The sequence below is a fragment of the Streptomyces corchorusii genome, from assembly GCF_001514055.1.
Classification (GTDB): Bacteria; Actinomycetota; Actinomycetes; order Streptomycetales; family Streptomycetaceae; genus Streptomyces; species Streptomyces olivaceoviridis.
Window position 1 is genome coordinate 78,646 of the sequence record NZ_KQ948353.1, and the last position, 21,531, is coordinate 100,176.

Consider the following 21,531-nt stretch of genomic DNA (forward strand, 5'->3'; position numbering starts at 1 on the left):
ATGACCGACACCGCAGCCCGCGCCACATCCGTGGTGGCGCCGACCCGCGTCCGCCGCCGTCTGCGCGGCGGCGGGCCCCGGGCGGGCACCGTCGCCGCGTTCCTGACGCCCTTCTTCCTGCCGTTCCTGCTGTTCTACCTGGTGCCCATCGGCTACGCGCTCTGGCAGAGCCTGCGGGTGGTGCGCCGCACCGGCGGTCAGTACGGGACCTCGTACACGGCCTTCGGTGGTTTCGAGCAGTACGCGCAGGTGCTGCGGAACACCGAGTTCTGGTCCAGCATCGGCCGCATCGGGCTGTTCGGCGTCGTGCAGGTGCCGGTCATGCTGTTCGTCGCCCTGGTCATCGCGCTGCTGCTGGACACTCCGCTGCTGAGGCTCAAGGCGTTCTTCCGCATCACCGCGTTCATGCCGTACGCCGTGCCCGGAGTCATCGCCGCGATCATGTGGTCGTACCTGTACTCGCCCCAGCTCAGCCCTGTCGTCGACCTGCTGAACGGCATCGGCCTCAAGCCGGACTTCCTCGGCCCGGATGCCGTGCTGTGGTCGACCGCCAACGTCTCCACCTGGCTGTGGACCGGCTACAACATGCTGATCATGTTCTCGGCGTTGCAGTCGATCCCGCAGGAGCTCTACGAGGCCGCGAAGATCGACGGCGCGAGCAACTGGACGATCGCGTGGCGGGTCAAGGTCCCGATCATCGCTCCGTCGCTCGTCCTGACCTCGGTGTTCTCGATCATCGGCACGCTCCAGCTGTACGCCGAACCGGCCGTGCTGCGCCAGATCTCCTCGAACATCCCCAGCACGTTCACGCCGAACATGCTCGCGTACACGGTGGCCTCCGGGAACAACTACCAGCAGGCCGCGGCGATTTCCGTGGTCATCGCCGTCATCACCTTCGTGTTGAGCTTCGGGTTCATGCGACTGACCTCGAAGAGGGCCGGACTGTGAGCAACCCCTCCGTGATCCGTGAGAGCCGCGTCAGCCGTACGGCCGTCATGGCCCTGATGCTCCTCCTGGCCGTCTACTTCCTGCTGCCCGTCTACTTCCTCGTCGTCGCCGCGACGAAGCCGCAGGGCGACCTGGCCGCCACCAACGGGCTGGTGTTCTCGCACTTCAACCTGTTCGAGAACCTCCGCGTCCTGTTCACCCGCAGCGACGGCATCTTCGGCCGCTGGGCCCTCAACACCGTCGTCTACGCGGTGCTGGGCGCGGCCGTGGGCACCCTGATCTCCGCTCTGTGCGGCTACGCCCTCGCCAAGTTCCCCTTCCGCGGCCGGGAGGTGCTGTTCTCCGTCGTCCTCGGCGGCGTCCTCGTACCCACCACCGCGCTCGCCCTGCCGCTGTTCCTGCTGTTCTCGGCGACGGGGCTCGTCAACACCTACTTCGCGGTCTTCCTGCCCAGCATCGTCAGCCCGTTCGGCGTCTACCTCGCGCGCGTCTTCGCGAACGCGTCCGTCCCGCAGGAGCTGATCGAGTCGGCGCGGCTGGACGGCGCGGGTGAGTTCCGCACCTTCTTCTCGGTGGCGTTCCGGCTGATGGCACCGGCCCTGGTGACCATCTTCCTGTTCCAGTTCGTGGCGATCTGGAACAACTTCTTCCTGCCGATGGTGATGTTGCAGAAGGAGTCCCTGTTCCCGATCACGCTCGGCCTGTACGAGTGGAACGGCCAGACCGCCCGCGCCCCCCTGCTCCAGCAGTCCGTGATCACCGGCTCGCTGGTGTCGATCGTGCCCGTGATCATCGTGTTCGTACTCCTCCAGCGGTTCTGGCGCACCGGGCTCGCCGCCGGGTCCCTCAAGTGACGTCCGCCCCGCCCCCCGCACAGAAGGTGTCTGTCGCCATGTCCGAAGCGGCTGTGTTCGTGCCCCACTTCCACTGGGACCGCGAGTGGTACGAGCCGTTCCAGGTGTTCCGGCACCGGCTCGTCACCGCCCTCGACACCGTGCTGGAGACGGCCGAGGCGGACCCGGACTTCCGGTTCACCGTCGACGGTCAGATGGCCGCGATCGAGGACTACCTGGAGATGCGCCCGGAGAACCGCGACCGTCTCGCGGCCCTGGTCGGCGAGGGCCGGCTCGCCATCGGGCCGTGGCTGATCCTGCTCGACGAGTTCCTCTGCTCCGGCGAGACCATCGTCCGCAACCTCCAGCTCGGGTGGGCGGTCGCGGAGGGCCTGGGCGGGGCGATGCCCATCGGCTATCTGCCGGACATGTTCGGCCACATCGCGCAGATGCCGCAGATCCTGGCCCGTGCCGGGATCGAGCACGCGGCCCTGTGGCGTGGTGTGCCCGGTGCCGTCGAGGGTCACGCGTTCCGCTGGCGCGCTCCCGACGGCTCCGAAGTGCGCACGGAGTTCCTCTTCGACGGCTACGACAACGGCCTCGACCTGCTGCTGGTACCCGACCGGATCGGCCGCGCGCTCGGCGAGTACGCGGAGATGACGGCCCAGCGATGGGGCGGCGACCCGGTGCTGGCGATGGCCGGCACCGATCACTGTGCGCCCGACCCGCGGCTCGCGGCCTGGCTGCGGCGCGCGGCCGGCCCGGACCGCGCCATCACCATCGCCACGCTCGACGAGTACGTCCGCCGGCACGTGCGCGACGAGCCGGCCACCGTCGTCACCGGTGAGCTGCGCAGTCATGTGCGCGGCAACATCCTGCCGGGCGTGCTGTCCGTCCGGCTCGGGCTCAAGCAGCGGATGGCGGTGGCCGAGCGCACCATCGACCAGGCCGAGCGGGTGAACGCGCTGTGGTCCGGGCGGGACGACTCGCCGTTCCTCTCGCTCGCCTGGCACAAGATCATCGAGTCGACGGCCCACGACTCGGTGGTCGGCTCCGGCACCGACGAGACCTGCACCCAGGTCGAAGCACGGCTCGCCGAAGCCGCGCAGATCGCGCGCGCCGTCCGGGACGCGGCGCTCGCCGAGCCCGCCGCCCTGGTGCCGAGCGACGGTCATCTGGTCGCCAATCCGCTGCCGTTCCCCCGCGAGGCGCTGGTCGAGGTGGAGGTCGCGGCCCCGCCCGCGGGGAGCACACTGGTCGCGACCACCGCGGACGGCCTCGAACACCCCGTGCAACTGATCTCCGAGGCCCCGACCGTACTCAGCGACGAGCGCGTGGACGCCTCGCAGCTCGAACGCGTGCTGCGCCGGATCCATCGCCGGGAACTCTTCGGCCGCTTGATCGACCGCTACGAACTCACCCCGGGTTCGCTCGTCTTCCACCTCGCCGAAGTGCCGACCAGCGGACCGTTCGACCTGCTCATCCTGCGCCGGGACGTCGCCGCCGCCGCTGCCGCGCATCCAGGTGAGTGGCGGGTGCTGACGCTGGAGGAGGCCCGCGCCACCGCGCTGGTGCCCGTGCGCGTCCCCGCCTGCGGGCTGGCGAGCTTCCGGGTCGCGCCGAGCGACCGGCCCGCCGCCCCCGCGACGGCACCCGCTCCGGCGACGGCGACGGGCCGCGCACTGTCGAACGGGCTGGTCGAGGTCGAAGTCGCCGAAGACGGCACCTTGAAGGTGACCGGGGCCGACGGCACCGTGCTGCGCGGGGTCGGCCGGCTCGTCGACGGCGGTGACCGCGGCGACAGCTACAACTACGCTCCTCCGGCCCGGGACGTGCTCCTGTCGGAGCCTGCGGAGATCGGCGTCGAGCTCCTGGAAAGCGGTCCGCTGCGTGCGAGGGTGCGCGTCACCCGCGTCTACGAGTGGCCCGCGGAGCTCTCCTCCGACCGCGATCTGCGCAGCGGCCGGACCGTGCCGACGCCGGTGGAGACGCTGGTGGAAGTGCGTGCCGGGGAGCCGTTCGTCCGTGTCTCCACCGCGTTCCTCAACCAGTCCGCCGACCACCGGCTGCGCTTCCACGTGCCGCTGCCCGAGCCCGTGGACACGTCGGCCTCGGCCGGGCAGTTCGCCGTCACCGAGCGCGGGCTCAGTGCCGAGGGCGGCTGGGGCGAGTACCCGATCCCGACCTTCCCGGCCGGCTCCTTCGTGTCGGCGGGCGCCGCCCACGTCCTGCTCGCGCACTCCAGTGAGTACGAACTCGTCGACGGCGGCTCCGAACTCGCCCTCACCCTGCTGCGCGCGATCGGCTCGATCAGTGTCAACATCCACCCCCTCCGTGACGAGCCCGCGGCGAGCGAGATCCCCGCACCGGGTGCGCAGGACCTGGGCATGCGCATCGAGAACCGGTTCGCGGTGCTGCCCTCGGCGGACGGCTGGGAGGGTGCGGAGGCGGTCGCGCGCGCCGAGGAGTTCCGCAACGACGTACTCGTCGCCCGAGGGACCGCCCCCGCCGGGGGCCAGCTGCCCCCGGACGCGACCGGCATCCGGGTCGACGGCACGAACGTCCTCGTCTCGGCCGTCCGCCGGGTCACCGACGCCGATCACGGAGCCGGTACCGAGATCCGGCTGACGTCGATGAGCGACACGGGGTCGCACGTCCGCGTCACCGGCCCGTTCACGGAAGCCACCACGGTCGACCTGCTGGGCAGGCCCCTGGCCGATACGCCGGTGCGGGACGGGCTCCACCTCGACCTCGCCCCGTGGGAGATCCGCACCCTGAGGGTGCGCTGACCGGTCGCCCCGGCCGCTCGACCGCGCCCGCTCGCGCCCTCGCGCCCTCGCACACTCGCACCCGAGAGAGAGTGGTGACCTCGTGTCCTCCAGGCTTGTCTCCCCTGTCACGGACCTCGCACCCGGCCATGGGGCCCTGCGTCCCGCGCGGTCGTGGCTGCACTCCGACGCTCCCTCCCAGTCACTGAACGGTCCCTGGCGGTTCCGGCTGTCGCCCACGGCGTCGGAGGCCGAGGACTTCGCGGCCGAGGGTTTCGACGACCGGGGCTGGGACAGCATCCCGGTCCCCTCCCACTGGGTACTCCAGGGCGACGGAGCCTACGGCCGGCCGCTCTACACCAACATCCGGTACCCCTTCCCGCTCGACCCGCCCCACGTGCCCGACGAGAACCCCACCGGCGACTACCGGCGGCACTTCGACCTGCCCGCCGACTGGTCGGACGCCGAGCGCGTCGTGCTGCGGTTCGACGGGGTCGAGTCGCTCTTCAGGGTGTGGGTGAACGGCGTGGAGATCGGCAGCGCCAGCGGCAGCCGGCTCGCCCACGAGTTCGACGTCACCTCGGCGGTGCGCACCGGCGGCAACGTCGTCGCGGTACGGGTGCACCAGTGGTCGGCGGCCAGCTACCTGGAGGACCAGGACCAGTGGTGGCTGCCGGGCATCTTCCGGGACGTCACCGTGATCGCCCGGCCTGCCGGAGGCATCGAGGACGTCTGGTTGCGCACCGGGTTCGACGACGGGCGCGGGCGCATCGACCCCGAGGTCACGGCCGAGGCGGCGGCGTTCCCGGTCACCCTGCGCATCCCCGAACTCGGCGTCGAGCAGGTCTGGGCGACGCCCGCCGACGTGGCCCCCCTCGGCGTCGCCGGCGTGGAGCCCTGGTCGGCCGAACAGCCGCGCCTCTACGACGCCACCGTCTCGACGGCCGCCGAGAGCATCGCCCTGCGTGTGGGGTTCCGCACGGTCGACATCAGAGGCGACCGGTTCCTGGTCAACGGCCGCCGCGTCGTGTTCCACGGGATGAACCGCCATGAGGCCCATCCCGAGCGCGGGCGCGTCTTCGACGAGGAGCACGCGCGGGCGGACCTGGCCCGTATGAAGCGGTTCAACGTGAACGCCATCCGCACCAGCCACTACCCGCCGCACCCCCGGCTGCTCGACCTCGCCGACGAACTCGGGTTCTGGGTCGTCCTCGAATGCGATCTGGAGACGCACGGCTTCGAGAGCGCCGGCTGGGCCGGCAATCCCTCCGACGACCCGGCGTGGCGCGAGGCGCTCCTCGACCGCGTCGAGCGCACCGTCGAACGGGACAAGAACCATCCCAGCATCGTGATGTGGTCGCTCGGCAACGAAGCCGGGACGGGAAGCAACCTCGCCGCCATGTCGGCGTGGGTCCACGCCCGCGACACCGAACGCCCCGTGCACTACGAGGGCGACCACACCGGCGAGTACACCGACGTCTACTCCCGCATGTACGCATCGGTGCCGGAGATCGAGCAGATCGGCGCCGACGGGGCCCGCTCGGCGCTGGCGCACTGCACTCCGGCACAGAGTGCCCGCCAGCGCGCCAAGCCGTTCCTGCTGTGCGAGTACGCGCACGCGATGGGCAACGGGCCGGGAGGACTCGACGAGTACGAGGCCCTGGTGCACGCGTACCCGCGCGTGCACGGCGGATTCGTCTGGGAGTGGCGTGACCACGGCATCCTGACCAGCGCCCCGGACGGGACACCGTACTACGCCTACGGCGGCGACTTCGGAGAGGTGGTGCACGACGGCAACTTCGTGATGGACGGCATGCTGCTGAGCGACGACGTGCCGACGCCCGGCCTCCACGAGTTCAAGGCGGTCGTGCAGCCGATCCGCTTCGACTTCGGCGACGACGGCGTCACGGTCACGAACCTGCGGCACTCCGCCGACACCCGCGACCTCCGTTTCCGCTGGCGGGTCGAGCACGACGGGGTGCCCGTGGACAGCGGTGACCTGGAGGTCCCCGTCGTCGCACCGGGCGGCTCGGAGCGGGTGCCGCTGCCACCGATCCGGGTGTCACCGGACGCCGAGACGTGGTTCACGGTGGACGCGGTGCTGGCGGCCGCGACGGCCTGGGCTCCCGAGGGGCACGTGGTCGCGACGGCCCAGCGGGACAGCTCGGCGCCCCGTACCGCTGCGGCGGCCCGGCCCCGGACCGACTGGCGGCCGGGGGACGGAACCCTGACGCTGGGGATCGCCGAGTTCGTCGACGGATCCCTCGTACGACTCGCCGGCCGCGCCGTGACGGGCCCACGGCTGGAACTGTTCCGGGCGCCGACGGACAACGACGAGAGCGCGTCCGACCGCGTCGAGGACAGCGACGCCGCCGTCGCCGGAGTGTCCCACGCCGATCTGTGGCGCCGCGACGGCCTGGACCGGCTGACGACGCGACGCGTGAGCGTGGAGCAGGGCGCGCGGGCCCTGCGCACGATCGACAAGGTCGCCGCGGCGGGCTCCGCCCCGTCGGTGACGGTGGAGTCCGTCTGGTTCCTCGGCGACGGCGGGCTGGAACTGCTCGTGGAGATCGAGCCGTCGAGGGGCTGGGGGACGGTGTGGCCACGGATCGGTGTGCGTTTCGGCTTCCCCGACGGCACGGCTCCGGTCGACGGCGCCGACTGGTTCGGTCTCGGTCCCTTCGAGTCCTACCCCGACAGTCTGCGTGCGGCGCGCACGGGTCGCTTCACCGCGGGCGTCCACGACCTCTCGGCCGGCTACGCGCGCCCCCAGGAGACCGGGCACCGCTCGCGACTGCGCCGGTTGACACTGCTGAGCGGCGGCGCCGAGGTGCTGCGCGTCGAGGCGGTCCCGGACAGGTCCGGACGTCGTCCGGGCTTCACCCTCAGCCGCCACACCCCCCAGGAGACCGCCCGGGCCAGGCACCCGTTCGAGCTCCCCGAGTCGACGACGAGCCACCTGATCATCGACGCGGCGCAGCACGGACTCGGTTCGCGGTCCTGCGGACCGGACGTGCGGCCCGGGTTCGCGCTTCGCCCTGAGGCCCGCACGATCAGACTGCGCCTCTCGGCGAACCGCTGAACGGCGTCACCAGGGACGAGGCTGCCGACGAGGTGGGCCGCGGTCGCGTCCAGGGTGTCCGGATCGGTGGGAGCGTTCCTCGATCCGCACCTCGATGTCGGTGCCGGGCCTCTCGACCAGTCCGTCGGTGTAGAGCGCGACGGTGCCGTCCGGGGGCATCGGCTGGGTCGTCTCCTCGGACGCAGGTGACGAGCTGGTCCGTCAGGTCGCCGACGAACGTGTCCAGCATGAGGCTGTGTTGCAGCGTGCAGGAGATGCGTCGCTGCTGCTCGTAGCGTCCGGCTCGTTCCACTTCGAGCTGCCGGCGTTCGGTGATGTCCCGTACTGTCACGTGCCCCCACACCAGCGGCGCCGTACCCAGCCGCCCCCCGTACAGCCCAGCGTCCTGCGCCCCAGCGGGCTCATGGGGGCACCGCGCGCTTGACTCGTGCCTTCGGGTGTCGCACATTTGAGTCCGCATAGCGGAAACCGTTTCTCGCATTATGGTAAGAAGGCGCCATGAATACGGTAAGGAGCGCCAGGGAATCCCCGGCGCTCATGAGGTTCGAACCCTCATAGGACCCCCCATGAAATCTCCTTCCCGCGGTGTCCCGGCACCGGCCGCGGAGGGCCGCGAGGGCCGTCTGCCGCGGAGACTTCGGCACCGGTGGCGACATTGCTTCCGGCCCGGTCCCGCGGGTACCGGCAGACCCGTCGCCGACGGTGCCCGAGCCCAGCTGGCCCTTCCCCTCCTGCTGATCACGGCGATCACTCTGGCGGCGTCCTTCGCCCCCCTGGCCGTTCACCTCTCACCACTCCTCGTGGCCGCCCCCACCTTCACCGCGGCCGTCGCGCGGACCCGGTACACGGTCGTCATGGCGCTGGCCGCCAGTGCGGCCGTGGTCCTCGCCGACTGGCACGACGGGCTGGTGCGTTCCCCCCTGCTGCCCGTACACATCGGCGCCCTGCTGGCCGTCTCCGCCTCGGTGATCGCCGCTCGCGCCCTGCACGACCGTGACTTGAGGGAACTCACGCAGGTGCGGGCCGTGTCCGAGGCGACCCAGCGGGTTCTGCTGCGGCCCCTCCCCCGCAGACTGGGCTCTTTGCGTGTCGCGTCGGCGTACCGGGCGGCCACCGCGCACGCCCAGGTGGGCGGTGACCTGTACGCCGCCGCCCGCACCGGCCGCGCGACCCGCATCCTCATAGGCGACGTCCGCGGCAAGGGCCTCCCGGCCCTGGAGGACGCCTCCGCCCTGCTCGGCGCGTTCCGCGAGGCGGCCCATCAGCACGCGACGCTCCCGGAGTTGGCGGCTGCTCTGGAGCGCAGCGTCCGCAGGCACCTGGACGAGATCGCCGAGTGGGCGTCCGACAGCGCCGAGCGCTTCATCACGGCCCTGCTGGTCGAACTCCCCGACGGGGAGGAGACCGTCCGGATCGTCAGTTGCGGACATCCCCCGCCCCTGGTGAACCGACGCGGCCCCGTGACCGCGCTGTGTGTGACCCGACCCGCTCCGCCGCTCGGCCTGGCCGGAGGCACGGCGGAGGAATTCCCCCTCGCCACCTTCGCGTTCTCCCCAGGAGACACTTTGCTGCTCTACACCGACGGGCTCATCGAGGCCCGCGACGCGACCGGGAGTTTCTACCCCGTCCTCGAACGCGCCGCCGCCTGGCCGTGGCAGTGTCCGCACGGCCTCCTCCAGGACATCAGCGAGGACCTGAGGAGTTACACGGGCCGGCACCTGGACGACGACCTCGCCATGGTGGCCGTGCACTCCCCCGCCCGCTCCTGCCACGCCCCGGCGACCCTCACCGGCCCCGCACCAGAGGCGACCGCATGACCAGTGACATGACCAGCGGCATGACCAGCGACGACGACCCCCCGCCCCGTGTGTCCCGCCTGCACATGGCCGACCCTGAAGGGACCGTGACAAGGATGGCCACCGTACGACGCCTGCTGTGGCAGCCGGGCTCGCTGCTCGCCGTCTACCTGTGCGCGGCCTGCGCGGTCCAACTGGGCGCGTCGGCGGGGGGCCTGGTCCGCTGGTCCGCCTACTCGGTGCCTGCGCCCCTGGTGGCCGCCGCGTTGCTTCCCTTTGGGGGCACCCTCACGATCGGGGCGGCGACGCTGGTGGCCAGCGTGGCTGTCTACGGCTTCGCGATCCACGGCGTCTCGGAAGGCGGCCGAACGGTCGTGATCGCCGCCGCTGCGCTGTCCCTCGTTCTCAGCCTCGTCGTCTGCCAGGCGCGCCTGCGTCCCCAACGCTCGGCCCCCGCCCCCGCGGAGCGGCCTGCGGAGTCCGCCGACAGCGCGCCCCCTGGCGCACCCGCGCCCTCGGTGACCGATCTGCCGCTGGACCTCCTGCCGCAGCCCGCGGCGGTGGATCTCGCCGCTCGCCGCACGGCCGACGACGGCACGGCGAGCGCGCAGGCCTACTGGCTCGACGCGATACCGCTGCCGGGTGCCCGCGTCGCGCTCGTCGCCGGCTGCGTCGAGGACGGGGCCGCCACGCCTGCCATCGCCGCCGAACTGCGCGCCGCGGTACGCACGCTGGCCGACCTCGACCTGCAACCGGAGGAACTCCTCACCCGCCTGGAGCACGTGCTCACCCGGCTGCGTCCCGCCGACGGCGCGGGCCGGCACCGCGCGGGCGCGTCCAAGGTCACCGTGAGGTGCCTGTACGCGGTCTACGACCCCGTCTCCGGCTGCTGTACCCTCGCCGGCGCCGGGTGTCCGGCTCCGACCGTCATCAGGCCCGACGGCGTCGTCACCACGGTCGGGTTGCCGGCCAGCCCGCCGCTCGGACACGCACGGCCGCCCGTGGAGACCACGGAGGTCCGTCTCCCCGAAGGCAGTGTGCTCGTGCTGCGCGGACACAGCCCCGGGGGATCCGGGCCGGCGGACGAAACCGTCGCGACCGCGCTGTCCGTGGCGGACCTCGGGTCCCAGCCCAGCCTGAGCGCCATCTGCCAGGCAGCCCTCGACACGCTGCTGTCCGGTGGGCGTCACGCCCACGCCGGCGTGCTCGCCGCCCGCACCCGCAGGCTCGGCAGCGGCAACGTCGCCACCTGGGAGCTCACGGCCGGCCTCGCCTCCGCCTCCGAGGCGCGCAAGCACGTCGCGGCGAAGCTGGCCGCGTGGGGCCTTGAGGAGGCCGTCGCCACCACGGAACTCATCGTCAGCGAACTCGTCACCAACGCCGTCCGCTATGCCGGACCTCCCGTGCGGTTGCGCCTGATCCTCCAGGGCACAGGGCTGATCTGCGAAGTCTCCGACAACAGCAGCACCTCCCCGCATCTGCGGTGGGCCCGCACGTTCGACGAGAGCGGACGCGGACTCCTCATCGTCGCCCAGCTCACCCGGAGCTGGGGCACCCGCCACCATGTCGACGGCAAGACCGTGTGGGCGGAACAACACCTCGCACCGCCCGGAACGCCGGACGACGCCCCTGCCGACGGCCACGGCACGCCGGCGCACGGACGCCCATGAGGTGGCGGTCCGGCTGACACCGTCGGCACAGTCGTCCTCGAACATGTGGGGGACGGTGGCCGCACGGCCACGGTCGCGGAGGGTGTGACGCGCTCACCCGGCGCATCGGCCAGGCCGACAACCGGCTCGCACACCGCTCCAGTTCCAGAAAACGCCGCGCCTGCGCACCGCCCGACACTTCTGTGGGCGCGTTCGGGGAGCGTCACGGATATCGCCCACCGCGTCGGCTGCGAAAGCCCGTCGCAGTTCAATCATCGATGCGCCGGGCAGGTCGGCCCCGGGCCGCCGACCGGAACGGCCGCTCGCCGCAGCCGGCCCATCCGCTGGTACCGGTCGTGGAACCCACGTCCGCGTGCGGGAGTAGGCCCTCGGACGACGTCATGGCTCCCTCCCGGTCGGTGTCATCCCCGCCAGGGGGGCCTCCTCCGGCCGGCGGCTCTGGTCGCGGTGGTCCAGCAGGGCCAGCAGGGGGGCCGTCATCACCGTGGTGACCAGGGCGACGATCACGAGGACGCCGAAGAGGGCCGGGGAGGCGATGCCCGCGGACAGGCCCACGTTGATGGCGATGAGCTGCATCAGACCGCGCGCGTTCATCAGCGTGCCGACGCGGACGGCGACGGCCTGCGGCTCGCCCAGCAGGCGCGCCGCGGCCCAGCAGGCACCGAACTTGCTGATGATCGCCACCGCCACACAGGCCGCGGTGAACAGCAACAGCTTGCCGTCGGACAGCAGCGTGAAGTCCGTGTTGAGGCCGGAGTAGGCGAAGAACAGGGGCAGGAACACGATCCGGCTCACCGGTGCGACGGCCTCCACCGCCCGGGTCACCACCGGGTCGCGGGGGAAGACGGCACCGAGGCTGAAGGCGCCGAACACGGCGTACAGGCCGATGCGGTCGGTGTACCACGCGGCCAGGAACAGCAGGAGGACGGTGACCAGCAGCATGTGGTCCTCGGTCAGCCGCCGGGCCCGGTCGAGCGCCCTGGGCCGGACGCGCAGGAAGATCCCGAGGAACACGGCGAGACCGGCCGTGCCGATCACCGCGCGCAGGAAGGTGTCCACACCGCTGCCGGCCATGCTGAGCACCCCGGCCAGCAGGACCCACGCCACGGCGTCGTCCAGTGCGCCCGCGGCCAGGGAGACCGATCCGAAGCGGGTGTTCGTCAGGCCGCGTTCGGTGATGATCCGGGCCATCATCGGGAAGGCGGTGATCGCTACGGTGACGCCGACGAACAGCGCGCCCACCATGGGCGAGATCCCGTCCGGGTAGAGGTCCACCGCGTCGTGCGCCGCCCAGGCCAGTCCGCTGCCCAGCAGGAGCGGCACGACGATGCCGGCCGCCGAGACGGGCACCGCCGTACGGCCCACCGACCGCAGCCGGTCGGTACGGAACTCGTATCCGGACATGAACATGAACACGACGAGGCCGACCTGTCCCGCCACGTACAGCACGGGACGGATCTCGTCCGGGAACACGGCCTTCTCCAGGCCCGGCGAGAGGAGGCCGAGTACGGAGGGGCCGAGGGCCACGCCGGCGACCATCTCGCCGACGACGGGTGGCTGGCCGAGCGGGCGCAGCAGCCGGCTGACGAGGCGGCACGCGGTGAGGATGACGGCCGCGGCGAGGAAGAACGCCGGGCCCATCTCGGTGGTCGACAACGGTGACTCCTTGGTGAGGAGACGCGAGGGGGGTGTTGCCGCTGTCAGGCGCTCCGGCCGGTGTAGGGGCAGGTGGCCGGGGCCTGACCGGGTCCCGCCGCGGTGCCGGGCGAGCCGTGGTCGCCGTCCAGCGGGCGGCCCTCGGTGTCGTACCGGGCGAAGTAGGTCGCGGCGGGCCTGGTGCGGCGGGCGTCGAGCACCATCCAGGTGCCGAAGAGCAGTTGCAGCAGGCTGCGTCCGACGTCCTCGGCGCGGTCGCGGACGGCCAGTGCCGTGCGCAGGACGCGTCGCGGGCGGTCCGGGACCGGCCGGTCCCGGGGCAGGAGCAGACAGGGAGCGCGGTGCGGGATGGAGCGGGTGTGGCTGACGGGCGAGTCGAGCACGTACCGGGCCAGTACCTCGCGGGTCGCGGCGCGCATGACGACGGGTGCGAGGCGCCAGGCGGGGCAGGGCCGGTTGGCGGCGACGCCGAAGGGGATGTGGTGGGCGTTCTTCGCGGAGAGCGTCTCCCAGCGTCCGGGGTCGAAGCGTTCGGGGTCGGCGTAGCCGGTGGCGTGGTAGTCCGGGTAGCTGAAGGTCAGGACGGAGCCCGCCGGGATCGTGGGCAGACCGTCGAGGGCGATGTCCGCGGTGGTGATCCGGTGGGCCACCCCGAACAGCGGGTAGAGCCGGAACGTCTCGTTCATGACATGGGTCAGGTAGCGGTCGTCGTCGGGTGTGGCCGCCACGCGTTCCTGTACGTCCGGGTGCTGGGCCAGGACCAGCAGGAGGTGGGCCATCGCCTCGGACATCTGGACGACGGCGGTGTTGAAGAAGGTGCCCTGGAGGTAGTACGCCTGCTGGCGGCGGGTCAGGCCGGCGGGCAGCGCGTGCGGTACGTCACCGGCCGCGATGCGGCGCAGCAGGTAGCGGGTGAGCCGGTTCCTGCGGCGCATGTGGCGCGGACGGGTGCACTTGAGGGCGTTGACGACGTCCTCGGCGTGGGCGACGATCAGCCGCCGGGCCTCGGCCGGACAGGGTTCCCCGAAGACCAGGCCGTAGAAGAACTCGGCCCACACCGGCATCATCAGATCGCGCAGCCGTACCGTGCGCACGCGGCCGGTGGCCGCCGCGTCCAGAGCCCGCCGGGTGTGCCGCGCGGCGGCGTCGTACAGCTCCGCCGAGGGGCCGGAGAGGATGGCGAGCGTCCGGCGGGCGACCTCGTCGTAGCGTGGTCCGGCCTCCAGGTGCTCCTGGTGGACGTCGGCGCCGGGCGCGAGCCAGTACCAGAACAGGTCGGACAGTGCCGCGCCCTTGCTGCGGCCCCCGGCGGCCGGGTGGCCGTAGACCTCCTGGAAGCGGTCGGGGCCGAAGGTGGCGTCGGGGAGGAGCATGCCCTCGTCGCCGTTGACGCGGGCGAAGACCTTCGTGCGCAGGGCGACGACCTTGCCGGGCAGCCAGGCCGGGGAGGACAGCAGCAGCGCGCCGCCCGCGGCGAGCGCCGCCGCCGTTCGCCTGCTCACCATGCGCGTTCTCCTCTCCGGGGCCGGTGGGGAAGGCCGCTCGGGGCGCCCTGGTCGGCCGTGGGTCCCTGCGGCCGGTACGGCAGCCCGCGCGGGACCACCTGGTCGGCCGTGAGGTCCTGCGGCCGGTGCCCGCCGCAGAGGGCGAGCACCTGGTCGAAGTCCTCGCGCAGGGCCGTCAGCGCCTCCCGTACGCCGGCCTCGCCGCCCGTGGCCAGAGCCCACAGCACCGGCCGGCCCACGCCGACGGCCCGGGCTCCGAGGGCGAGGGCCAGGGCGATGTCGGTGCCCCGGCGCACTCCCCCGTCCATGAGGACCGGCACCCGTCCGGCGACGGCCTCGGCCACGGCCGGGAGTGCCTCGACCGATGCCGCGGCGGCGTCGAGTTGCCGTCCCCCGTGGTTGGACACGACCAGTGCGTCCACGCCCTGCTCGACGGCGGCGCGCGCGTCCTCGGGGTGCAGGACGCCCTTCAGGACGAGGGGCAGGTCGGTCAGCTCGCGCAGCCCGGCCAGGTCGTCCCAGCCGGCCGGCCGCATGGCGATGTCGCGGGTCTCGCCGGGTGCCGCACCGGGCAGGTCCCGCATGTTCTCGGCCGCGAGACCGGGCGGCAGGTCGTGGAACCCGTTGCGCAGGTCCCGGGTGCGCCTGCCGAAGACGGGTGAGTCGACGGTGACGACGAGGGCGGAACACCCCGCCCGTTCGGCCCGGAGCACCAGTTCGGCGGTGACCTCGTGCTCCGGTTGGAGATACAGCTGGAACCAGACCACGGCGTCCGGGTCGGTCTCGCGGGCCGCGGTGACGACGTCCGCGACGGCGGTGGTGGCGGCCATGCCGGTGACCAGCGGGGTGCCGGTCGCGGCGGCGGCGCGGGCGGTGGCCAGTTCGCCGTCGGGGTGGGCGAGGCGGTGGAAGGCGGTGGGCGCGACGAAGAGCGGCGCCGGCCACCGCCGGCCCAGCACGCTCACCCGGGTGTCGCGGTCGGTGCCGCCGCGCAGCACCCGGGGAAGCAGGGCCAGCCGGCCGAAGGCGTCCTCGTTCTCCCTGAGCGCCGTCTCCTCGCCCGCGCCGCCGGCGAAGTAGTCGTAGTGCTCGGGCCTGAGTTTCTCGCGTGCCGACTCGGCTGGATCGTGCGGCGGGCCGGCGTGCGGGCCGGTCATGCCCGGGGCGCGGCGAGTTCCTCGCCGGCCGGGAGGTCGTCCCCTGCGGACAGCCGGGAGGCCAGGAAGGAGCGCAGCGGGCCGACGTGGACGTCGGGGTTGTCCCACTCGTTCTCCAGGTTCTCCGTGATGTGGTGCTCGGCGACCGGTTTGCCGGTGCCGTCGGGCAGGAACTGCCGTACCGCCGGGTGCAGATAGCGCGCGTCGAGGCCGCTGGTGTCCTGCTGGGGCGTCCTGCTGACGGTGATGTCGAAGGGGTCGACCTGGTCGTGGTCGGCGCCGTACTCCAGCGTGACGGTGAAGTAGGAGGCCACGTTCCCCAACTCGCCCCGGACGGCGGCCGCGTGGAGGTGCGCCACCGGGATCTCCTCGCAGTAGCGGACCTCGCCGTCGGTGCCGACCAGCACCGCGTCGCCGAGGAACCCGAACAGCTGCCACAGTGCCGAGGTGCGGTTGACCCGCTCGATGACCGCGTCCGTCACGGGGCCCGCGGCTGCGGGCAGGGTGGTGTGCGGCCATTCCTGGTCGTGGTAGCGGCGTTCGAGGATGCGGTGCAGCGCCTTCACGCCGTACCGGAAACCGTGGATGAAGCCGCTGGTCGACTTCTTGAAGTCCAGGGACTGGGTGATGGTGCCGGCGAAATACAGGTCGGGCACGTTCACGGATTCCCAGGCGTCGGTGAGCCGCGGGAAACGGTCCTTGATGACGAGCTCGGGGCGGCAGTCGTCGTCGAAGACCGAAGCGTCGAACCGGAATCCGGTGGCAAGGATGACCCGGTCGTACGAGATGTCCTTCACCACTTCCGCGACGCGCGAGAACTTCACGCTCACCACATAGGTGCCGTCGGGCTTCCGGACTATCCGCAGGATGTCGCCGTCCAGTACGGCGTTCTGGGACTTGAGCTGGTACGTGTCCAGGAAGTTGTTGTTGACGGCCCGGAGATGTCCGACGAAATGGGTCCGCCAGGCGAGTTTGAGGGAGCCGGGTCCGGCGACGTGGATGACGGCGGCGGTCTCGATGAGATTGTCCGCGGTCTCGAACGCGGAATTGCCCCGCCCGATGATCAGTACCCGCTTGTCGGTGAATTCGGCGGGGTCGACGGACACCTGGTCGTAGTGTTCCGCCTCCTCGGCGCCCTCGATGGGCGGCACGTACGGCCGCGAGACGCCTGTGGCGACGATGACGCGCCGGGCCCGGACAACGTTGCCATCCTGGTCGGTCGCCGTGAAGAGGTCACCGTCGGGCCGGGAGATCCGCGTGACACGGGTGTTGAAGCGGATGCGCAAGTCGTGCGCCCGCGCGAAGTCCGCCAGGTAGCGGACCATGTCGTCGGCCGGGGGGAAATACCGCGGGGAGTACGCGGTGAACAGGGGGCCCTCGTCCGAGAGCAGGGAGTTCCAGTCGACGCGCAGACGCATCTCGGGATCGCTCCAACCGGTATGCACCTTGTTGGAGGAAATAAGGGTCCGGTGTCTGGGGAAACGGGTGAAGAAAGCGCCGGGAGCGTCGCTCTCCTCCACGATGAGGTAATCTCTGCCGCTTTTCTGGAGGAAGTACCCGGCCTGGAGGCCCGCGGGGCCGCCGCCGATGACGAGATAGTCAACCTGCCCTAAATCAGACATGGCCTTCTCCTGCCTTCCGTGGGGGCGGGAAAGACGGTACTTGACTGTTAAAGAACAGGGCCACCCCAACCCTGCGTGACATAGGTCACACCCCTGTGGGGGTGGTGGATTTCCCCCGTCCGTTAACGTGAAGGCGTGATTGGCGGACCGAGTGCGCCGCGCACACCCCGCATGGTCGTTTTCCAGTCATTCACACTGTCTTTACGTCGATTTCCGGCCCAGAGTGGAGACGAAGTGGACGAAAAGCCCGGGAAAGTCTTTCCGCAAGCGCTCGTCGACGCGTTCCGCGACGCTCCCCACCTGCCCGCTTTCGAGTACGGGGGACGCGCGGTCACCCGGGGGCAGGTGCTCGACCTGATCGCCGGGTTCGTGAGAGGTCTGCGCGGTGCGGGACTGACCCCCGGATCCCGCGTGGCCCTGGACACCGGTGTCACGCCGGAGGCGTTCGCCGTCCGCGTGGCCGCCCATGTCGTCGGCTGCCAGGTGGTGGCGCTGCGCCCCGGACTGACCCGTGAGCACCTGCGCGACATCCTCGCCCGCGACATCGCCGCCGTCCTGACGGACGACGCCGCGAGCCGGCCGGAACTGGCCGCCGAAGCGGGCGGCATCCCCCTGCTGGAGACCAGCGGCGCGGCATGGCCCCCGGCACCCGGCACGCCCGGCCCCGACGACCTCACCGCCCGGGGCGACCGCGACGGCACCGGCGTCATCCACCTCACCAGCGGCAGCACCGGCCGGCCCAAGGGAACGATGGTGACCTACGGCGCCCTGTCGGAGGACTGGGCCCTGCAACCCGCCCGCTGGACCGATCGCACCCGGCGCCTCGCGGCGCGGTACGCACGCTTCCTGCTGTTCGGCACGCTCAGCAGCGCCGTCATGTTCGAACACGTCTGCCTGTCGCTGCTCGGCGGAGGCACCGCCGTCATCCCGGACCAGCCCCTGCGGTTCCCCGAGGTCTTCGCCGACCACCGCATCACCGCCTGCATGACGACGGTGCCGCGCCTGTACGGCATCCTCGACGCCGTGCGCGACCGGGCCGTGGACACGAGCAGCCTGCGCGCCCTCGTCGTGGCCGGCTCCCCGCTCGCCCCGCACCGGCTGACCGAGGCGGCCGCACTGCTGGGGCCGGTGGTCCACCACGCGTACGGCCAGACGGAGACGGGCATGCTGACCGTCCTCGAACCGGAGGAGCTGGCCGCCGATCCCGGCCTCGCCGACAGCGTCGGACGCCCGCTCGACACCGTGGAGATGACCGTGCGGGATCCCGGCGGACGGGATCTCCCCACGGGCCGGACGGGCGAGGTGTGGGTCCGGCTGGCGGACGCGTTCCACGGCTACTGGGAGGACCCCCAGGAGACCGCGGAGGTCCTGCGGGACGGCTGGGTGCGTACCCGGGATCTCGGCCGGCTCGACGCGCGGGGGTATCTGCGGCTGTCCGGGCGCACGCGCGACATCGTCATCGTCAACGCCGTCATCCACTACGCGGGTCCCATCGAGCGGGTTCTGGCCTCCCATCCCGACATCGACCAGGCGTACGTCGTCGGTGTCCCGGACGACCGGACCGGCGAGGCGATCCACGCCTTCGTCGTCCCGCAACCCGGGGCCGTGCCGGACGCCGACGCGCTGCGCGGGCTGGTGGCCCGGGAACTCGGCGAGGCCGCCGTCCCGGTCGGCGTCATCGGCATCGGCGAGGTTCCCGTGGCCGCGAGCGGCAAGCCGGACAAGGCGGCGTTGCGCGCCTCGCTGGAGGGGCGCTGAGGGGACGAAGCCCCGCTCGGCCCGTCGGTGGACTGCCGTCACGACGTCGGTGCGGCCTCTTGCCCGGCTGCGCGTGTGGTGAGGTCCTCCTCCGTGATGGGGCGGAGCACCCGGCACGGGGTTCCGACCGCGACGGTCATCGGGGGGATGTCGCGGCTGACGACGCTGCCGGCGCCGATGACCGAGCCGTACCCGATGCGGACGCCCGGCAGGACCACCGCGTTGCTGCCGATCCAGACCTTGTCCTCGATCACGATCGGTTCCGAGAACCGGCCGGAGTCGGTACGTCGCGAAGGGTGGACCGGGTGTCCCGTCGTGGTCAGGGTGACGCTGGGCGCGATCATGACACCGTCGCCGATGCGGATGTCCACGTCGTCCACGAACGTGAGGTTCACGTTCCCGAAGAAGTCGTCGCCAATGTGGACGTTGCTGCCGAACGCCGCGTGGAACGGCGGCAGCAGCGCCGTGCGTTCACCGACCGAGCCGAAGATCGCGACGAGCAGCGCACGGCGCTTCTCCGTGTGGCTCGGTGGTGTGTGGTTGTACTCGAAGATCTCCTCGGTACGGCGCCGAGGGGCCTGGAAGGCCGCTTCCGACTCGGTGTAGACCAGCCCTTTGGCGATCCGGGCCAGCACTTCTTCCTCGTGAGCCTGCGTCACCGCGAAACGCTCCCCTCGTCCAACCCCTCGGGCACCGGCCCGACGCCGCCGTGGTCGACCGTGCGCGTCCAGAGCCTACGTGCACCTGTGGACACGGCTCCAGGCCCTGCGGACCTCAAGTGGGGCCAATGCACGGGGGCGGGCAGGTGTCCCCGGGCCAAGCCGTGGCCGAACAGCATCGCCCCCTCGGCCTGGACCGGCAACGGCGGGACGAACGCGGCCTTGAGGCCGTCCTGTACGCGGGGTGCCTCGGCGTCCCGCCTTCCGGCAGCGGGTCGAGGGGCCGCGGCGCGCCCTCGCCCCACCCGGCACCATCCGAGGTCCCGGGTCGTCGGCGCGAAGGCGGGCGGCTTCGCGTGCCACTGCCAGGCGAGGACAGGTGCCGGCCCCACGACCGGCAGACCGCTGGTCCGGTACCGGCCGGGTGGCCGCACGACGAACGCCTGTCCGCCGTCGGGACGGAAGGCGAGGCGTAACCGCCAGGTGCAGGGGTGGGCGGGGGCGCGCCGTCCCGGTAGGCCACCCGGACGGTCGTACGGCCCAGTCCCGCGCGTGGGGCGAGCCGGGGCTCGCTCAGCCGCGACCGCGCCAGGGCGTCGACCGGGCGTGCTCGCAGCTCGGCGAGCGCGTCCTTGCCGGGACGTCACCACGGGCCTCCTGCCTGCTGTCCTCGTCACCGCCGCGCCGCCCGGCGCCGGGGCCGTGTTCCGTGCGGTCCTCTCGCTGTCCACGTCCGTAGCCGGAGTGCTCGCCCGGATAGTGGGACAAGCGGCGTCCGCATGCGCCAACCTGCCGTGATCCCTTACGTTTCGGCAGGTCAGCGTCTCGCCGACAGATCCGCTGGGCCGGTGTGAGGCGGACCACACCCCCAGGTCTTCCGTCGCGAACCACTGGAAGCGTAGGTTCCGTTTACCCCGCGACGGCGCCTTCACAGGCGCTGGTCCGCCACTCCCGGGGCGGCGGACCAGCGGGGGCCAAATCCGCGCACGGCCGCGACCGTGTGTCATGCCGTCACTGGCCGTACCAGCGTGTTGTCGCTGGTACGGCCGGCGAAGTAGTCCTCGATGTTGGCCACCGTGGTCTCGGCGATCTGGCCGACGGCGTCCCTGGTGAAGTACGCCTGGTGCGAGGTGACCAGCACGTTGCTGAACGTCATCAGCCTCGCGAGGCGTTCGTCGGTCATGACCTCCAGCGACTTGTCGAGGAAGAACACGCCGGCCTCCTCCTCGTACACATCGAGCCCGACGCCGCGCAGCCGCCCCGAGCGCAGGGCTTGCAGGAGGGCGTCGGTGTCCACGAGGCCGCCCCGGCTGGAGTTGATCAGGAGGGCGTCGTCCTTCATCACCGCCAGGGCCTCGGCGTCGACGAGGTGGTGGGTGTCGGGCAGCAGCGGAACGTGCAGGCTGACCAGGTCCGCCTCGGCGAACAGCCGCCTGAGCGGCACGTACTCCAGGCCGAGGGCGAGGCAGTCGGGGTTCTCGGCGATGTCCCAGCCGAGCAGCCGCATGCCGAAGCCGCGGGCGATGCTCGCGAACGCGGCGCCGATCTTGCCGGTGCCCACCACCCCGGCCGTGCGGCCACGCAGGTCCCGGCCCATCAGCCCGTCGAGCCGGAAGTCGAACTCCCGGGTGCGCTGCACCGCCCGGACGATCCGGCGGTCGACGGCGAGCGCGAGGGTCCAGGCGAACTCGGCCACCGAGTACGGCGAGTAGAACGAGACCCGGGCCACCGACAGGCCGCGTTCCCGGGCGGCGCCGAGGTCGATGTTGTTGTAGCCGGTGGACCGCTGGGCGATCATCCGGGTGCCGCCCTCGGCCAGGGCCCGCAGCACCTCGGCGTCCAGGGTGTCGTTGACGCCGCTGATCACCACCTCGTGGCCGAGTGCGGTCGGTACGGTGTCCCGGTCCAGGAAGAGCCCGAGACAGCGCAGCTCGTGACGGTCGGCGAAGGCCTTGTCGAACGTCTCCCGCAGCAGGGGCTCCTCGTCGGCGAGGACGCCGTACGCAACGATCTCCACCTGGTCTCCTCCGTCGCCCCGGATGATCTCGCCTCCACCGTAGGTCGTGACGGCCCCGGG

13 protein-coding genes are annotated in these 21,531 nt (G+C 71.9%); 7 read left to right on the plus strand and 6 right to left on the minus strand.

Annotated features, from left to right (window positions below):
* The 6 genes from AQJ11_RS07605 to AQJ11_RS07630 all read left to right on the plus strand — a co-directional run bounded on the left by AQJ11_RS07605 (position 1) and on the right by AQJ11_RS07630 (position 11,097).
* The gene (locus tag AQJ11_RS07605) at positions 1 to 948 is read left to right on the plus strand and encodes a carbohydrate ABC transporter permease (RefSeq protein ID WP_059262344.1); all 948 of its coding nucleotides are present in this window, start codon (positions 1 to 3) and stop codon (positions 946 to 948) included.
* Positions 949 to 995: 47 nt separating this feature from the next.
* Complete coding sequence (locus AQJ11_RS07610) at positions 996 to 1,802, plus strand: carbohydrate ABC transporter permease (protein WP_244218174.1); 807 nt, start codon at positions 996 to 998, stop codon at positions 1,800 to 1,802.
* Positions 1,803 to 1,840: 38 nt separating this feature from the next.
* On the plus strand, positions 1,841 to 4,570 hold the full coding sequence (locus AQJ11_RS07615) for a glycoside hydrolase family 38 N-terminal domain-containing protein (RefSeq protein WP_059262345.1): 2,730 nt from the start codon (positions 1,841 to 1,843) through the stop codon (positions 4,568 to 4,570).
* Between the two features lie 82 nt (positions 4,571 to 4,652).
* A complete protein-coding gene (locus AQJ11_RS07620; protein WP_059262346.1) occupies positions 4,653 to 7,631 on the plus strand; it encodes a glycoside hydrolase family 2 TIM barrel-domain containing protein in 2,979 nt (992 codons plus the stop codon).
* Between the two features lie 800 nt (positions 7,632 to 8,431).
* Positions 8,432 to 9,448, plus strand: a complete 1,017-nt coding sequence (locus tag AQJ11_RS07625) for a PP2C family protein-serine/threonine phosphatase (RefSeq protein ID WP_059262709.1) — start codon at positions 8,432 to 8,434, stop codon at positions 9,446 to 9,448.
* The gene (locus AQJ11_RS07630) at positions 9,445 to 11,097 is read left to right on the plus strand and encodes an ATP-binding SpoIIE family protein phosphatase (protein WP_059262347.1); all 1,653 of its coding nucleotides are present in this window, start codon (positions 9,445 to 9,447) and stop codon (positions 11,095 to 11,097) included. The genes AQJ11_RS07625 and AQJ11_RS07630 overlap by 4 nt, the downstream gene beginning before the upstream one ends.
* A 378-nt stretch (positions 11,098 to 11,475) precedes the next feature.
* Here AQJ11_RS07630 and AQJ11_RS07635 read toward each other — a convergent pair whose 3' ends face one another.
* Genes AQJ11_RS07635 through AQJ11_RS07650 form a run of 4 tightly spaced genes read right to left on the minus strand, consistent with a single transcriptional unit; the run spans position 11,476 to position 17,037 of the window.
* Positions 11,476 to 12,753 carry a cation:proton antiporter gene (locus AQJ11_RS07635; RefSeq protein ID WP_058083409.1) on the minus strand — a complete coding sequence of 426 codons (1,278 nt, stop codon included), beginning with the start codon at positions 12,751 to 12,753 and terminating at the stop codon, positions 11,476 to 11,478.
* Between the two features lie 44 nt (positions 12,754 to 12,797).
* A complete protein-coding gene (locus tag AQJ11_RS07640) occupies positions 12,798 to 14,258 on the minus strand; it encodes a cytochrome P450 (RefSeq protein ID WP_059262348.1) in 1,461 nt (486 codons plus the stop codon).
* Positions 14,252 to 15,415, minus strand: coding sequence for an alpha-hydroxy acid oxidase (locus AQJ11_RS07645; RefSeq protein WP_059262349.1), 1,164 nt, complete (start codon positions 15,413 to 15,415; stop codon positions 14,252 to 14,254). The genes AQJ11_RS07640 and AQJ11_RS07645 overlap by 7 nt, the downstream gene beginning before the upstream one ends.
* Positions 15,412 to 17,037, minus strand: a complete 1,626-nt coding sequence (locus tag AQJ11_RS07650; RefSeq protein WP_078611878.1) for an NAD(P)-binding domain-containing protein — start codon at positions 17,035 to 17,037, stop codon at positions 15,412 to 15,414. The genes AQJ11_RS07645 and AQJ11_RS07650 overlap by 4 nt, the downstream gene beginning before the upstream one ends.
* Before the next feature lie 234 nt (positions 17,038 to 17,271).
* Here AQJ11_RS07650 and AQJ11_RS07655 point away from each other — a divergent pair, with 234 nt between their 5' ends.
* Entirely contained in the window at positions 17,272 to 18,795 is a 1,524-nt protein-coding gene (locus AQJ11_RS07655) for a class I adenylate-forming enzyme family protein (protein WP_244218150.1), read from the plus strand.
* Between the two features lie 38 nt (positions 18,796 to 18,833).
* On the opposite strand, the gene AQJ11_RS07660 is transcribed toward AQJ11_RS07655, so the two are convergent.
* Both AQJ11_RS07660 and AQJ11_RS07665 read right to left on the minus strand, forming a co-directional pair.
* Positions 18,834 to 19,454 (minus strand): sugar O-acetyltransferase, encoded by a 621-nt coding sequence (locus AQJ11_RS07660; RefSeq protein WP_059262350.1) that lies wholly within the window; start codon positions 19,452 to 19,454, stop codon positions 18,834 to 18,836.
* Positions 19,455 to 20,457: 1,003 nt separating this feature from the next.
* Positions 20,458 to 21,471 carry a 2-hydroxyacid dehydrogenase gene (locus tag AQJ11_RS07665; RefSeq protein WP_059262351.1) on the minus strand — a complete coding sequence of 338 codons (1,014 nt, stop codon included), beginning with the start codon at positions 21,469 to 21,471 and terminating at the stop codon, positions 20,458 to 20,460.
* Positions 21,472 to 21,531: the final 60 nt, after the last annotated feature.

Excerpts from the sequence above, each read along its gene's own strand:
- AQJ11_RS07640 (WP_059262348.1), bottom strand. The coding sequence starts at position 14,258 with ATGGTGAGCAGGCGAACGGCGGCGGCGCTCGCCGCGGGCGGCGCGCTG.
- AQJ11_RS07605 (WP_059262344.1), top strand. The coding sequence starts at position 1 with ATGACCGACACCGCAGCCCGCGCCACATCCGTGGTGGCGCCGACCCGC.
- AQJ11_RS07650 (WP_078611878.1), bottom strand. The coding sequence starts at position 17,037 with ATGTCTGATTTAGGGCAGGTTGACTATCTCGTCATCGGCGGCGGCCCC.
- AQJ11_RS07645 (WP_059262349.1), bottom strand. The coding sequence starts at position 15,415 with ATGACCGGCCCGCACGCCGGCCCGCCGCACGATCCAGCCGAGTCGGCA.
- AQJ11_RS07630 (WP_059262347.1), top strand. The coding sequence starts at position 9,445 with ATGACCAGTGACATGACCAGCGGCATGACCAGCGACGACGACCCCCCG.
- AQJ11_RS07615 (WP_059262345.1), top strand. The coding sequence starts at position 1,841 with ATGTCCGAAGCGGCTGTGTTCGTGCCCCACTTCCACTGGGACCGCGAG.
- AQJ11_RS07610 (WP_244218174.1), top strand. The coding sequence starts at position 996 with ATGGCCCTGATGCTCCTCCTGGCCGTCTACTTCCTGCTGCCCGTCTAC.